Below are 16,246 nucleotides of genomic sequence, written 5' to 3'. Positions count from 1 at the left end.
AAATCTAGTTTAAATTTAAGTTATGTAATTCATTACGCACCCACTGCGTATCTAAATATTGCTCTACGTGCTGCTGCGCAAACTTTAAAAAGTTACGTGCAGCATGCGATATGTGCCTGTCTGTTCGCATTACAAAATACCAATGACTCGCTAAATGAGTATCGGTTACGTTTAAAATTTTAAAACTAGTATCGTCTGTTGCAAGTACATGGCGTGATAAAACCGCAATGCCCATCCCCGATGCAACCGCGACGCGTATTGCTTCATTACTCGCCATTTGCACGCTATCGCTCAGAACTAACCCTCGGCTTTGTAACTCGCTTTCAAATAACATACGTGTTGCTGAGCCATTTTCTCGAAGTAAAAAGCGATACTGCATTAAATCAGTTAATTTAACGGCTTTTACGTGAGCTAACGGATGATTTAACGGCACTATAAATTCAAGTGGATTATGCAAAAAGCGCGCAGCTTGTGCGTGTTCAAGCGACGGCGGGTGGCTAAATACATAAATATCGTCCTCTCCTCGCTCAAACCTATCAAGCACCTCTGCCCTGTTACCAATCTCAAGCGGAAGCTCAACATGGGGATGTAAATTACTATAAGGGCCAAGCAGTTTTGGTAAAATATATTGCGCCGTATTAACCATGGCAATTTTACAACGGCCGCGCGAACCACCATTAAGCTCGGTTAAAAAATCTTGGTAGTCTTCAAAATGCCCAAACACCTGTTGGCATGTTTTAAATAGCTCAAGCCCTGCATCGGTCACGTGTAACTTTTGCTGTTGTATAAGGAGTAATGGCTCGCCTACGGCTTCTTGTAATCGCTTTATTTGTAGCGATACCGTTGGCTGCGTTAGGTGTAAGCGCCTTGCGGTTTCGCTTATTGAACCCGTTTTAACCACGCTCATAAATACTTCTAGCAACCTAAACGATATATGTCGTAAATCCATACCAACCTCATAATCTTTATCTAATAATAGCTACATAGCAAACGACCCATAGATAAATACCTATATGTAACGCGTATTTATTTTATTATTTACTATACAAAGTTTTATCTACAATAGCGCCACTTAATTTACCACCTAGTAAGGAAAGCCAGTGCCAGATATTGTTGTTATGTTTTTTATTTTAGGATTAGTAGCGGGTGTTTTACGCTCGGACTTGGCCATTCCAAAAGCCACCTACGACACATTAAGCTTATTGCTCATGTTAACCATCGGCTTAAAAGGCGGTATGGTGCTGCACGGTAATTTAAGCTGGCAACTACTGCCCGAAATGGGATCGGTAATGCTACTTGGCGCACTTATACCACTGATGCTTTACCCTATTTTAAAATACGTGATTAAACTCTCTGTTGCTAATAGCGCCAGTATTGCCGCACATTACGGCTCAGTGAGTGCAGGTACATTTGCTGTTGCACTCGCCTATGCCGAGTCAGCTAAGTTGGTAGTAGGCGCAGAAGTCACCCTGTATTTAGTGATGCTAGAACTTCCTGCAATCATTGTTGGTTTATTGCTTTACCGAAAGCTTGATAAAGAAAACAGCCAAAACAATGAGCTGTCGTTAAAGGCGCTTTGGCATGAAACTCTCACGAACAAAAGTGTGATTTTACTCGTTGGCGGCGTGGTTATCGGTATGATGTACGGCACGGTGCAAGGTAGCCAAGTAACGAGTCTTTTAACAAGTAGCTTTAAGGTTGTGTTGGCATTATTTTTACTAGAAATGGGTTTAGTAGCCGCGCAAACTCTTCGTCCTATCCCTTGGAAACATTGGAAACTAGCGGTATTTGCTATTGTCACCCCGCTATTTCTAGGCACGATTGGCACAGCAGTAGGCACACTTTTAAATTTAGAATTAGGCTCGGTAGTTATATTGGGCAGTTTAGTAGCCAGCGCCTCTTACATAGCCGCGCCCGCTGCTATAAAAGCGGCAATTCCTAAAGCCGATATTGGTCTTGCTATGCTGAGCTCTCTCGGTGTAACTTTTCCGTTTAATGTGATTGTTGGTATTGGTTTATATCACCACCTTGCACTAGTAATGCAATAAACAAATAAGTGCTAATTTTATCACTTTAAAAAACGGTTAAACCCTATTTTACATAGGGTTTAACATTAGGGCGTGTTGACCTTTCGTGATTGATTTTGCAGCAGACTGTCTGGTATTTAAGCAAGGCAGAGCCTATGTAGTGTGGTTATTCCCCATAAATAGGCGATAACGCAGCATAAATGCCAAACATGCGCTGCCCTTTGGGTTCTTTCTAGGGACGATTAACTCTTTGTTGCTCGGTTTTTACTTAGCCCACTAGTTTACAAACCTCGCGCCGCGATTAAATCGCCCCTAGATTGAACAAATTTCAATCCACAAAGATCAACACGCCCTAATAAATGCTCACAAATATAAAACAATATCTACATGAAAACACTACAATAGAAAGCATAATAGATCCGATAATTTACCAAAACGATCGTTTTAAAGTTTATTTATATTGTTTAATAAAATATCACTTTACTTATTTTTAATTTGGCTCTAAATTCGCGCAAATTTTATTATTAAAGTAACCTCTCAAACTTTAAAACAGTGGTTATTTACCTTGATGAGTCGATAAACACAAATGGCCGAATCAGCCGCCACAAGCACCTCTAATAACCCTTTAGCACCCGTTATCGGGCTGTCATTTTTTGCTATCGCATCCGGCTTTTTAATGAGCCTTATTCCGCTGTCGTTACCTGCATTTAAACTTGATGAAAATCTAGCGCCTTGGCTTGCGAGCATTTTTTACTTTGGCTTACTTATTGGCGCCACCACAATAGAGCGCATTGTGGTAAAAATAGGTCATCGCTTCGCCTTTATATTATTTTTAAGCTTATTAATAGCAAGCGTGCTTGCACAACTTGCACTGCCAAATACCGTTAACTGGTTAATTGCACGATTTGTAGCAGGTTTTGCTGTTGCCGGTGTGTTTGTCGTTGTTGAGTCTTGGTTATTAATGACCAACACAGCAAAGTCGCGTGCTAAACGTTTGGGCTTATACATGACCTCACTTTATGGGGGCAGCGCCGTAGGCCAGCTTGCTATAGGGCCGCTTGGCACCGAAGGTTCAACGCCTTATTTATTTGTAGCCTCGTTATTATTTTTAGCTATTTTAGCGCCTTTATTAATAACCAAAGGTCAGCCCGAAAAACAGCATCTTGAAAAACTACCACTAAAAGAAATAAAAACACTAAGCCACCCTGCAATGCTCGGATGCTTAGCATCGGGCTTATTACTCGGCCCTATTTACGGCTTAATGCCGGTTTATATTTCAGCGCAGACTGATCAAGCTCAGTACACAGGGACACTTATGGCGGTTATTATTTTAGGCGGCATGGTCGTGCAGCCGCTCGTAAGTTACTTATCTACTCGGCTTGAAAAAAGCTTATTGATGGGTATGTTTTGTTTAGTAGGCGCAGCCGGTGCTGTGGGTATATTACAAGCAAACACTTTAGCAGGATTAATAGTGAGCTACTTAATACTAGGCGCGTGCAGCTTTGCACTTTACCCGATTGCTATAACACTTGCGTGCGACTCACTGCCAATGGCTAAAATAGTCTCAGCAACTGAGGTTATGCTACTGAGTTACAGTATTGGTTCGGTATTTGGCCCTATGCTTGCTGCAAATTTATCTGATGCACCAAACGGTATTGTGTTTTATTTAGCAGGCTGTTTAATCACTACCTGTATTTATATGTTTATTAAAAGCATTAAAAATATTCGCGCGGGTAAAACCCCAGTTGCAGGCTAATTTTTAGCTTAAATACACTCTTACTTATTAACTAATTCTAGCTGTTAAACATCTTGATTTAACAGCTAAAACTATTATTTACACAAAGGTCATTTATAAATAATGAAGTAATTATTTAGCAGTGAATTTTTTATGTGGGCTCAAAAAAAACATCTTTTTCCACCCTTGGTTTTGCGTTGTAAAAAGCCACGGCATAGGCACTAACGATAAAATAGAATAATGCACATGAGGCTGTTTTCCTGCGGCATTTCCGGTATCGCCCAGTAAGCCAATTTGACTGTTTATGCTTACCACATCACCTGTACTTACCGAGTAGTCATTTAAATGTGCAAAATAATGCACGCGCCATTTAGGCCCAAGCACCGCAACCACTTTACCACCGCGAGTTAACTCACCTGCAAATATAACAACACCGCTTGTTGAGGCAACTACGGGAGTATTTTTTTTGCCAAAAATATCAATCCCTTTGTGCACACCCGACCTACCCCAAGGTTCATACCAAAATGTATTATGGTTCCAATCTTTACTTGTAGCACCTTGTACCGGAATCATTATTTTTTCGGGAATTAGTAAGCCTATAATTAATAAAGTAGCTATTCCAATTGCAATCCATTTAAGTGCTTTCAATTCTCTATCCTTGATATTTAAATAACTTATACTGAAAATTATTAGCCATAATAACTGAACTCATCATGAGTCGTATTTATGGTTTTATTTATGGAGTTTTATTTGAATGAAATACCCGACTAACATGCACTAAGCTGATCAACTTCAAAACAGGTTTTATAAGCAATTGAGCACTGCCCGCTATAAACAACCATGTGCCACTTTGCACTAATGCATCATTTAAAAAGAAGAAACTGCCAATTAAAAACCACACAGCAATCAAAAAATCGTTAAACGCTCCCAGCGCTTCATATCGTCGCTGAATGGTAATATGCTCTTGCCCTAAATCTAAAATAAACTGATTACTGTTCGAATCCATAACTGCTCACTATTTACCTTTTATTACCTAAATACATGTTTAATAAGCCACAAAGCTTACCTAAACAGTACAATAGCAAAATACGCACAATAAAAAAACGCTGACCAATGCTTATTGGCCAGCGTTTTTATTGTTTATATAATATTTAAAGGCTAAGCCTCAATATTGTTTATATATTTAGTAATTATTTATTTTTTATCTTTTTCTAAACGTTTCTTAAGGCTTAATGCAGCGTCAGCGGCTAATAAACGCATAAATTCAGAGCCATTACTTTGCTCGCCTTGGCCTGCGCCTATTACAATTTCAGGCACTAAACGACTATTACCTAAGCTTGTAAATAAAGCAGTTTGAATTTTAACTTCTGCTTTTAGCGTTTCATCAAATACATACTTAGGATCAAGTGCAGCAGACTTAGCTCTTAAACGAGCCTCAGCTAAAACGTCCATACCTAATGCTTCTAAGCGTTGTTGCTTTAAAATCTCTTCTTGCTCTTTTGCAAGCTCCGCTTTTACAGCCACTCGTTGCTGCGCAGAAATAATAGCATTTGCCTTAATTCGTTCAGCATCAATTTGCTCTTTAATTTTAAGCTTTTCAGATTCAGCACGTTGCTTAGCAATTGCTTGTTCACCTAAAGCCACTTCAGTACGTGCTTGTTGCTCAGCTTTTTTAAGGTTTTGACGCGCTAGCGCTTCATCAGCAGCAGCTTGCTTTTGGGCTTCAAGACGAGCATTTACTTTGCTTTCGTAGTCAATATCAATAATGCTGGCATCAACTACTGTAATACCGTAAGCGCCTAAAATAGGTGCGTTACGCAGTGTATTACCCTCATCATCCATTTTAATATTAATAGTGACGCGCTGCTGTTTACTTAAATTACCTAAATCGTCAGATTTATCGCGATCACCCGTACTAATAATTTGTTCAGTAACAAAAATACCGTTTGTTAATTGATCAGCAAAATCTTGGCTTAATTGACCATTACCACCAGAGTAATGCTGCTCTACCGACATCATACGCGCCGACGCTTTTACATTTTCAGTGGTTGCACGCATTAATAAATTAGATATTAATGTTTCTTGTGAACCAAACTCTTCGTGTATTTTAAGTAAACCACGTAAAGCACCCGATTCAGCTGCTGGTACATTGCCTGGTAATCTAAAACGAGAAACACCTCGTGCGCCACCCGTTGTAGTATCTAAAAATCGAATTGGTATTAGCGGTACAATTGCGCTTGCTGTTGCACCGGCATCGCCCGTAAAGTTAATCGAAATTACTTTTTTATAAGCCGATGTAGTACCAAACGCTTTTAAGTAAGGGCCGGCTTGATTTATTACGGTTAAGTTACCTGTAAAAGCTGATTGATGTACTAAACGCTCATCTGCTTCATTCCACGAAACAACTTGCGATGTAAGGGTTGCAATTACGGCTAATACAACAACAATTGATGAAACAACAATTACATTACGACGACCAAATCGACTCATAAATGAGTCACTTTTTACTGCTGGGACTGCTTTTTCGCTATCCATTTTTACTACTCTCCATGTTTAATTTCTTTTTAACAAAGTAAATAATTTCCTGTTCACTCAAGTGTGCACAAAAGCTACCAGAGCGATGTAACTCAACAAATATTGCAAGGATTTCTTCTTTACCTTTAGCTGTTTTATCTTGGTTTTCTTGTGTTTGATTTTTTTCTGTTAGTTGAGTGATTAAATCATCCACTATCGTGTCTTTATCAAACAGTACGTTGTATTCTTTGGATTTTCTTACCCGACTTTTATGTACGTTGCTGTAAATTACATAAAGCGCAACGCATAAAATAATAACAAGTAAACTTAACCCTATAATATAAAAAATCATAAGCTCTACTTAAATTAGTTTAAATACTTAATGAGCAATAACAATTGTAAGTATTACTTAACAAATGTTAACCCAGTAATTTTACAGTAAACCCAAGTAAAAAACAGATTAAAAATAGTGTTCATCAGGTATACAGTAAAAACCGCACGTAAAAGTAAGCTTTTCAAACAAAAAAATGCCAGTCAGTTATTTACTGACTGGCATTAAACTAATATTTATTAAAGTGCTTTTTACATTATTCGCATTGCACCCAATCAATACCATTTTCACCGCACTCATGCAGCATTGTTCCATCTTCTTGGCGAGTATCTCTAAACCATTTCCCTTCAATCGTTTTAATAATACGTACGTTGTCTGTGGTTTTATATTTACGCCAAAAGCTAGCATCAATAGATGTTTCGTCATCAAACTTATAAGGCATAGCAGCGAGTACAGTAACTAAATCTTGAGTTTCTAAATCAGCAGCTTTGTCTTTAACATTTACCCAATTAGATAATGTTTGAAAGTCAGCATTTTCCTCTCTAAAGGCAAAGTCAGTTTGGTAAAACGATCCTGACTCAGTATAGCTAATGCTAAAACCTCGCTCGAACGGTGTATCTAAATTAGCACTAACGCATTCATCTGCTGTTGGGAAGTTAACCGATGGGCTTGTATTATCAACGCCATAAAGCACATTGCTTTGCTCAAAACTAACGTTCTCAATGCTAGAGCATCGGTAAGTACGATCGGCGTTAATGTAAACATCGTCTCTAACTGTTAATTTTCCATTTAACGATTCTTCACCCCAAGGCGTATCTGTTGAATCCAATCGAGACAAAATAACGTCAATTTTGTCGAGTTCGTCTGTATTTTGAAGCTTTACTTGCTCATAAATAAGTTCAGCGCCTGCAAAAATAACTTTATCGCGGTACCATGCATTTTCAAATCCATACTCTGCATCTTTTGCTGTGTCCTGGTAAATCACTGCTCTTACTTCTTCTGCATCAGGATACTGAGCATCTAGCTCTTGCTTGAATTTATAGGCCGCTTTTAGTCCCTTAACAATTGCTTGTGCTCTGTCGTAAGCGTCGCTGTCGTTAGTAGCGATAAAATCTGAGTAAATTTGCTCTGTCGACAAATTATAATGCGCAACCAAGTTTTGCATTACATTTGTTATTTCGCTTTGAAGGTTTGCAAGTAGCTCAGTATTTTCTTTAAGTACATCACAACTTAAATTATTGTTACCACTTTTTTGTAATTGAAGGCTCAACTGCTCCCAAATAACGGTTGTCAAAGGTGATATATTTCGAATATCTTCATCAGTCAAAGCCTCAATTGAAGGTGGAAATGACATTCGATACGCTTGTGTTACCTCTCCTAAATCCTCGTCAATTGCGCCAACAGGTACATCAACATACATAGTTGAATACGGCACACACAGCGCCTGCTCTTCTGTAAAATTAAAACTATAATTACCCGATTCTTCAGAGACTACAGAAGGTTCTGTTTGCTCGTCAAAAGTACCATCGCCATCAATATCTAGCCATACTATTGCACCAGATACATAGCCATCAATAACCTTTCCAGTAAGAGAGATAGTGTTAACTTCTACGGGGTCTACTTTTATAGGGTCAGGCTTGGCTACAACTGGCTCTACAACGACCACTTTATCATCGCCACCGCCGCCACATCCAACAAGGCCTAGCGTAAACGCTAATGAAATAGCTAACTGACTTTTTTTAAAAAACATACAAAGACTTCCTTTTTTGCACTTTAATTATTATTAAAATCATATTGTTATAAATTAAATAAGTTACTTTAATACAAATAAGTAACACCAATCTGCTTATATATGGGCTCTATTTAACGTTAAGAAAATTACGCTAGAACGAGGCAAAAAATTTTGTATCTAGTGTTCTAAATAAAAATTTTAACGACGTTATAGTGCAATTTAATTTGTTAAATTACTCAAAGATTTATGCAGCTTGGTATAAATTTAAACAACAGAAATTTATTGAATTTTTATGGGGGGATGGCAACAAGTTAACATGCCCTGTACCTATATAGTGACACGCCATGTTAAATTTAGCTCTTACATTTGTTAATTAAATATAAATAAGACCAGCTATTGTTGACTAATATGGACTACAGGTACCTAAAATAAAGGGCTTGAGTGATAGGCAGCATTTTGTAAACGAATGTGTATCATACATGGGTTGGTTTAGAGCGCTTCGAAAACTTTAAACCAATTATATAAGCAAACCATCAGCATTTTTGATTCGTTCTTAAAATTAAAAAGCCACCTAATTAAGGTGGCTTATGTTTATAACATCGTGTTTTTAATGTGCCTGACTATCGTTTTCTTCACGTTTATAAATATACGTTTGTTGAGTTTTAAAGCCAAAACCAATTGGTTGAGCGCCATTTACTAGCTTAACTTTTCCACCTTCAACATTTAAATTTGGTCCAAGTATTTCAATAGCTTTTATCGGCTTATCAGAACCTTTAACCCCAGGGCCTATTAAATAAAACTGACTAACTTGCGTTACATCCGTTGCATCATCCCAATCGCACTTACCATCCGCATCATTATCTGCACACGACGGGCCTTCCCCAAAAAATAGTTTCGGTGTATCTGGTACATCATTACTTGTTGCAAATTTCACATCGTCATAAACCTTCGTTCCGTAATGCAAATGAAAGGCATAAAGCGAACCACCGCCACCCGTTAACGAACATTGGTTTTGAGTTGATGATGAAGATGCAGGCGTAAAGGAAGTAAAGTAAGCAACCCCACCAACGACTGTTGCTGCAGCAAGGGATTTTTCGCCCGTCCCTAATTCGTATCGCCACCCTTTAAATTCGGCTAACTTAACTTCAAGATTAACAAATTTATCAACGTCATCAAGTGCGTTACCAAATGGGTCTTCATTCATTTTCATTAAATCATCTGGCACTATTGGGGCTGGGAATTCAGTAAATATTTTTGTTAAGGTGTTTTCATCACGGATCATATACAGCTGATCTTGCTCATTAGTAGCAAGTGGGTTTGAGCGATTTCCGCTGCCTATCACAATTGCGTCGTACGGGGTGTCTAAACGAGTCGTGATCATTTCACCATCATAATTGGTCTTAGTAACTTTACTAAACAGCGTTCTAGCAACTAATGGTTTGTAAAAGAAACGTCTGTCTTGTGACGCTAATGTACTGCCAAGCTCCGCAAGCTTAAAATGAGTAATATCACTTTCATCGTCACTAGGAATATCTACACGCCAAATATTACCGCCAGTATCGGTTGCATAAATTCGGTCAATATACCCGTCGTAATCTGAATCAAGCGTAGTTACATCCGCTGCAATACTGTGCTCTCCGGTAAAACCATGTTCATCTGGAGTCAGCGCCCATAGCTTTTCGCCAGTTTTAGCATTAACAATGTAAATACCTAGCCCGGTTTCATCTGTTGTTCTAATCGCATTATCTTTGTTTGTATCGTAGCCTGCGCCAAATATCAGCAATGGATCCTCACCAAAGGCTTTAATGTAAGCAATTTGAGGTTTAGACCATGTTTGCGCTAAATATTTAAACTCTTCAGAACCACCAACAATTGGCTTATTCCATAATTTTTAGGTTTTTTTGGGTCACTTATATCCAGGCCGTAGTAATTTTTACCGCCTCTGCGCATGCCTGCAAATGCCCATACTTCATCATTATCACTTGCTCTAATAACACCATCGTTTAAACCTTCGCTGTTTGAGCCCTTATTATTAAAGAACACACTTATAGGCCCATCCATGCCATACACTTTAGTATTTGCTAGATTACTACGCAAAGCCGGAATGTTTTTTAATAAGGCAGCAGGTGTAAAAGCCCACTTTTCTTCAACAGTATCGCCTTTGTCTTCGAACATATGTAAAAAGCCGGCATTGGTACCAACAAGTATATGAATACTTCCATCGCCGTAATCTATAGATACCGGTTTTGAATGCAAAGGGTCGCCAAAAATATTGATTCGCTGATCTACTGATGAGTCATCACCATCTTCATTATCAACATCAACCCCTCGTGCCCAGTTAATATCATCTTCCTCTAAAGTTAACCCGATATTAGGAATCAAATCAGGGGCAAGATCGGTAACTGTACTTGTCGCTAAATTTAAAATGGTTTGTACTTTATCAAAAGTAAAATCAATAATACTGCCCGTTTTATCTATGTAGATTTTACGGCTATCAGGGTCTAAAGTTGATAAAAGTAAATTTACGCCACCCTGAGCTACTAAATTCCCATCTGCAGGCTTATTAGTTGGCAGCCAAAATGTTCGTGCTTTTTCATCAATTAACCCATTTTCATCAAGAGCTATTTTATCAGTTGAATCGACTATATTTGCACCAGACACTTTAAGCTTTTTTAAATTTCCGCTCCAACGTGCGCCTGTTTCAGGGTAAAACATCGCAAAGTAAATTGACTCTCGGCTACGTGTTTGGTCAACATTATTACTTGCTACCGTAGGAGATGAAAAACTATCGTTAACTTCGCGTATTTTCGATATTGTATTATTAAGCGCTTCAGAAAGTTCAGTCGATGTATCTGCATGTAAGTACTCGCCTCCTCCCAATAAAGCGGTTTTTTCTAATAACTTTTTACCATTTGTACTCATGCCACTACCAAAACCGATAGTAAAAACGCGTCCGGTATCAGCAACCTCTGGCGTGGTCTCGTACAAGTCAACTTCAACATCTCTTGTGCCATGTATTATCTGAGCTAAAGCGGCTAAATAACTATTACTTGTAGTACTAGGATATGAACCAAAAGTAGATTTGTATAAAGCTCTTATATCATCATTTCGGGTAATATCTTGTGTCGGATCACCATCAGTCATTAATATTAAGCTAATTGAGTTATCACAACGCTCATCTGCACCAACAGCCTGTTGAAAAGGAGAAACATAACGAGGTATATCACTACCACTTTGCTCTCTCTCAATCGTAGTATCGCGTTTGTCCGTATTTTGCCCATACCAAACCGTCTGCCCCGTCATATATAGGTAAGCTTCCCATAAGGTCTCAGTGATAGGTGTATTCCCGCTAGCTGGCAGCTTTTTTATTTGACCCAATATTTTATCATGTGAGGAGCCTAGGCCAGCCATCACATAACCACCATCATTGCCATTAAAACGCATTAAACCAAAATCAATCGAGCTGTTATCATTTACTAATTGGGTCATAGCGCTTATACCAGCATCGATTTTTCTGGGTCCCCCATTAGGCAACTTAGTCTTCATACTTCCTGAAGTATCAAACACAATAAGTACACGAGGGTTTTCATCGGTTTTAACATTATGGTTTACGTATAGCTCTATATCTTCGGCAAATACAGAAAGGCTAATACCCACCCCGAATAACAAGGCAGCTATTTTTTTTAGTTTGAATTGCATTTTTAAATCCCTTTATTTGCGCTTTTTATTTTTATTGCGCAAGTTAATAACTACTCTATTCCGTGTTTAATTATTAGTAATATGGAGGTGGGACTAAAAATTAAAACAAAGGTAATATCTAGCTATTTATCACAAAACAGTGATTAGCATCCACGTGTCGTCAATACTATAAAATATATATCATTTCGATTTTTAAATAAAAACAGACTAAAGTCAAAGACATTAGGTTTTATTGTCAATTAAAAACAACAACTTAAATAAAACAATCCCGTTTTACTGCACAGTTTAGTCACGTAAAAAATAATATTTTTACCTATGTTTCTATATTTATAGATCTATGTTTTAGGTAACAAGTACTTACCAATATAAATTAGTAACGTAAGGCTATAAAAATCACTCTTAAGAGTACTATTATTCAGTAAAGCTGTTTTATTAAAAGGAGTGTATTTAATAGGTAACTACGGTTATGCAAACATACAAAAAAGCCCATATTAGGTGCTACCTAATATGGGCTTTTATACTCTCGCTAAATTATAAGCGCTTTATGCAAGCATTCTTATAAAGATAACTCTTTTTTAGCGCGAGTTAAGTTATGCGTTACAAGTGAGTTTTTAGAAATTTGAACCGCTTCATATAAATCAGAAATACCCGCAGTGTCTTTTTGAGCCTTAATACGCGCTACACCACGGTTACTTAATGCAAACGATGTAAGCTCACGTACTTTTAAACGCGGACCATGGCTTTGCTTAAGCAATGCAATTGCTTGTGTACAAATAGCTTCTGCTTCTTCGTAGTTTTTTGATTCAACAGTTAAAGCACAGCTATTAAACGATTTTTCAAATGCTGGGGCTGCTGTTACTGAGTCTTCAATAACCATTAATTTATAATCACCTTGATTAGCCATTGCAACAGCTGAGCAAGTTAATAATGAGCCAAGAGCGATGGTTTTTAAAAGTGTAAATTTCATGATTATATTCCTAATTAATTAAGTCGTACTTGTTGCCGACAACTAAACTTTAGAGTGTTAGCTCAATTACCACAAACGATAAAAACAAACCTAATAAGTGAATAAATCTAACCTATAGACTTTAGTCTAACATCTATAGAAATACTTAATAATTACAATTAGTTAAAAACCATGAAAATCACTAAACAATAAATAGCAGAATACAGTTTTTTTATTTTTTAATAACACAATACAAAGTTAATAAACACGAAAAAGCCGATGTTGGGGTTTAACCCAACATCGGCTTTTTTACTCTCGCTATTTTATATCATGCTTTAGTAAGTACTTTATAAAACGCGTTATAAAGGTTTTTTATAACGATAACTCTTCTTTAGCGCGAGTTAAGTTGTGCGATACCATTGAGCTGTTAGACAATTTTGATGCCTCGTATAAATCAGCAAGTGCAGCTGTATCGTTATGCGCTTTTAAACGTGCAACACCACGGTTGCTTAATGCGAATGACGTAAGTTGGCGTACTTTAAATTTAGGGCCATCTGCGTCTTTTAAAAGTGCGATTGCTTTAGTACAAATTGCTTCCGCTTGCGCATAATTTTTTGACTTAACATTCAGTGCGCAGCTATTAAATGATTGCTCAAGTGGCTGTGGCGCTGTTGCAGTTTCAATAACCATTAATTTGTAATCACTTTGATCAGCCATTGCAGCAGCTGAACATGTTAATAGTGAGCTAAGAGCGATAGTTTTGATAAGTGTAAGTTTCATGGTCATATTCCTGATTAGTTAAGCCGTGCTTGTTGCCGACAACTGAACTTTAGAGAATTACCACAACCCCGACAAACGATTAAAACAAACCTAATAAGTGAGAAAAATTAACCTATAGACCTTAGTCTAATACGTTTAAACTTTTTCTATATATTTAAACAACTTACGCACCACTTTACGTGCCTAAAATCGCTACTTTGCATTTTAAAATACATATAATTATTTATGCCTTTTTTTAGTTGGTTTTATTTTAAACACCTTGTTTTGGCTAACAAGGTAACAATCAAACAAATTTATACATTTAATTACATGCAATACTAAGTCATGTATTTATAATTACGGCTCTGGTAACTTTTCATCATTAATGGGTTAACTTTTTTGAAACACATACTTCCTCTTTTTGTTTTATTAAGCACGCTTTTATCATTTAGCCAAAATGTTAACGCAAGGCTTTTGCTCGGTAATGACATGCCTAACACCGGTATGTTTATAAAATCAGAATTTAATGGCGATAGCAGCATTACATCTGCGGGTGTAGAAATGATGGTTAAGCAAAATTACAGTAACTTTGGTGTTGTTTTTACAAGCGCAATTGGCGCGGCAGTAATCAATAATAAACAAGGCGAGCAAGAAGAATTTATAACGTGGGACAACGGAATGAAGCTTGGTTATTTTAATGACTTTTTTATATACGCCGAGTTTGGCTTAGATCTGTTCGAACTCGCCTTTAAAAACGATAGAGGCGATAACACCTACCAAATAGAAAAATCGAACAACGACATAGACGGTTACGCAGGTATAGGTGCGGGTTATCACTTTAAGCCATTTAAAATAGAAGTATTTACTCGAGCACGCCAAATAGATGGCGACTACTGGGAAGCACAAGAACATATTTACAGCGGTGTGCAGCTCAGCTTTACGTTTTAATTACCCTTTTTTTATAAGAAAAATAAAAAGCGTGTGAAATACAGCTATTTCACACGCTTTTTAAAAATTACATTTAACAGGTTTGATCTAACCAATTTATATTTAACGGATAGTTTTGGCTACTTTACCAATACTCAAACCCTGAATTAAAATAGAAAACACCACAACCGCATAAGTGAGAGCCAATAAAATATCGCGCTCGTTCCCATCAGGTAGTTGCAATACCAGTGCAACCGAAATACCACCACGCAAGCCACCCCAGGTTAAAACTTTCCATGCGCCAGATGGCAACTCTAATTGCTTATTAAATGTAGTGGTTGTTATACCCACAACAATTAAACGTGCCATTAACGCTATAAAAATTGTTAAGCCACCAGCAATAAACAAATTACTCGAAAATGCAATCATGACGACTTCAAGCCCTATGAGTACAAATAAAATGGCATTTAAAATTTCGTCAATCAGCTCCCAAAACAAATCAACGTAATGACGCGTTTTGTCGCTCATAGCCATACTGCGACCATGATTACCCACCATTAACCCCATCATTACCATTGCAAGTGGGCCCGACAAATGCCAATGGCTTGCAAGTGCATAACCACCAATAACGCCCGCTAAAGTAAGGAGTACTTCTTCTTGGTAACTATCAATACTTTTAAGTAAGTAATATAAAATACCACCTAATACCAAACCAAAAACAATACCGCCACCGGCTTCTACCGCCAGCGTGTGCGCTACATAATAAGTTGTAGGAATATCACCACTTGATAAAACACCCAATAAAAGCACAAAAATAACCACGCCTATACCATCGTTAAACAACGATTCACCCGCAATCACGGTTTCAATACTTTTAGGCGCACCCGCAGATTGTAAAATTCCCATTACCGCAATCGGATCGGTTGGCGAAATTAATGCGCCAAACAGTAAACACCAAATAAACGCTAAATCAAAACCAAGCAATGGAAGTACTAAATAAAGCGCGCCAGCAATAATAACCGTAGATAGCAACGTACCAACACAGGCCAAAATACCGATTGGCAATTTATAGCGCCTTAAATCGCTAACATTTACGTGCAGCGCCCCAGCAAACAGCAGCATAGAGAGCATGCCATCAAGCAAAACTTCAGTAAAATCTAACTGATCGAGCAAGCTCACTTCGTAATCTATAAGATCATCAAACCCTAAAAAGCCCAAAAATATAGCGCCGATAGATAAAAGCATCGAAATAACCATAACGCCAATGGTTGTTGGCAAGCCAATAAAGCGATGGTTTACATAGGTGAGTAACGCGGTAATTGATAAAAATATCGCACTTATTTCAAGTACGCTTAGGCTGGTTCCTGGTGCCATGGTTTAAATCTCAATATTTATTTAATGATACCTTGCTCAAAACAAGCAAAGCAGAAGGGTTATTATTTTTTATACGGTTATCTCGCATTATATTCGCGTAGCCTAAACAAGCATACCCAAAATATTAATTATAAATACACACCCTACTCTATTAACATATTTAAGGTATTAACTTACGCATTAAATAAAACAAAAAAGCCAC

At 37.6% G+C, this 16,246-nt stretch carries 12 protein-coding genes and 1 pseudogene; 3 read left to right on the top strand and 10 right to left on the bottom strand.

Annotation, left to right across the window (positions count from 1 at the left end; translation table 11 throughout):
- Nucleotides 1-4: 4 nt before the first annotated feature.
- Nucleotides 5-949, bottom strand: a complete 945-nt coding sequence (locus tag P20429_RS09875; RefSeq protein WP_007583310.1) for a LysR family transcriptional regulator — start codon at nt 947-949, stop codon at nt 5-7.
- Nucleotides 950-1,100: 151 nt separating this feature from the next.
- Here P20429_RS09875 and P20429_RS09880 point away from each other — a divergent pair, with 151 nt between their 5' ends.
- Nucleotides 1,101-2,048: a sodium-dependent bicarbonate transport family permease gene (locus tag P20429_RS09880; protein WP_007583307.1), complete on the top strand. Its 948-nt coding sequence runs from the start codon at nt 1,101-1,103 to the stop codon at nt 2,046-2,048.
- A 565-nt stretch (nt 2,049-2,613) separates the two neighbouring features.
- Nucleotides 2,614-3,783, top strand: a complete 1,170-nt coding sequence (locus tag P20429_RS09885; protein WP_007583306.1) for an MFS transporter — start codon at nt 2,614-2,616, stop codon at nt 3,781-3,783.
- Nucleotides 3,784-3,894: 111 nt separating this feature from the next.
- On the opposite strand, the gene P20429_RS09890 is transcribed toward P20429_RS09885, so the two are convergent.
- From P20429_RS09890 to P20429_RS09920, 8 genes and pseudogenes are all read right to left on the bottom strand, one after another.
- Nucleotides 3,895-4,410, bottom strand: a complete 516-nt coding sequence (locus P20429_RS09890) for a M23 family metallopeptidase (protein WP_007583305.1) — start codon at nt 4,408-4,410, stop codon at nt 3,895-3,897.
- An 88-nt stretch (nt 4,411-4,498) separates the two neighbouring features.
- Nucleotides 4,499-4,768: a YrhK family protein gene (locus P20429_RS09895; protein ID WP_007583304.1), complete on the bottom strand. Its 270-nt coding sequence runs from the start codon at nt 4,766-4,768 to the stop codon at nt 4,499-4,501.
- Between the two features lie 188 nt (nt 4,769-4,956).
- Nucleotides 4,957-6,297, bottom strand: coding sequence for an SPFH domain-containing protein (locus P20429_RS09900; RefSeq protein WP_007583303.1), 1,341 nt, complete (start codon nt 6,295-6,297; stop codon nt 4,957-4,959).
- Entirely contained in the window at nt 6,290-6,628 is a 339-nt protein-coding gene (locus P20429_RS09905) for a hypothetical protein (protein WP_007583302.1), read from the bottom strand. The genes P20429_RS09900 and P20429_RS09905 overlap by 8 nt, the downstream gene beginning before the upstream one ends.
- Nucleotides 6,629-6,863: 235 nt before the next feature.
- Complete coding sequence (locus tag P20429_RS09910; protein ID WP_007583300.1) at nt 6,864-8,357, bottom strand: hypothetical protein; 1,494 nt, start codon at nt 8,355-8,357, stop codon at nt 6,864-6,866.
- 589 nt (nt 8,358-8,946) lie between these two features.
- A pseudogene (locus P20429_RS19495) lies at nt 8,947-12,038 on the bottom strand (pilus assembly protein).
- Between the two features lie 556 nt (nt 12,039-12,594).
- The gene (locus P20429_RS09915) at nt 12,595-13,005 is read right to left on the bottom strand and encodes a hypothetical protein (RefSeq protein ID WP_007583295.1); all 411 of its coding nucleotides are present in this window, start codon (nt 13,003-13,005) and stop codon (nt 12,595-12,597) included.
- Nucleotides 13,006-13,356: 351 nt separating this feature from the next.
- On the bottom strand, nt 13,357-13,764 hold the full coding sequence (locus P20429_RS09920; protein WP_007583292.1) for a hypothetical protein: 408 nt from the start codon (nt 13,762-13,764) through the stop codon (nt 13,357-13,359).
- Between the two features lie 378 nt (nt 13,765-14,142).
- Here P20429_RS09920 and P20429_RS09925 point away from each other — a divergent pair, with 378 nt between their 5' ends.
- Nucleotides 14,143-14,691, top strand: coding sequence for a hypothetical protein (locus P20429_RS09925; RefSeq protein ID WP_033026775.1), 549 nt, complete (start codon nt 14,143-14,145; stop codon nt 14,689-14,691).
- A gap of 102 nt (nt 14,692-14,793) precedes the next feature.
- Here P20429_RS09925 and P20429_RS09930 read toward each other — a convergent pair whose 3' ends face one another.
- The gene (locus P20429_RS09930) at nt 14,794-16,044 is read right to left on the bottom strand and encodes a sodium:proton antiporter (protein WP_007583286.1); all 1,251 of its coding nucleotides are present in this window, start codon (nt 16,042-16,044) and stop codon (nt 14,794-14,796) included.
- Nucleotides 16,045-16,246 lie beyond the last annotated feature (202 nt).

The sequence above is a fragment of the Pseudoalteromonas sp. BSi20429 genome (assembly GCF_000238895.1).
In the GTDB taxonomy this organism is placed as follows: Bacteria; Pseudomonadota; Gammaproteobacteria; order Enterobacterales; family Alteromonadaceae; genus Pseudoalteromonas; species Pseudoalteromonas arctica.
Note: the sequence above shows the minus strand (reverse complement) of the source record. Positions and strands in the feature narration are given on the sequence as shown.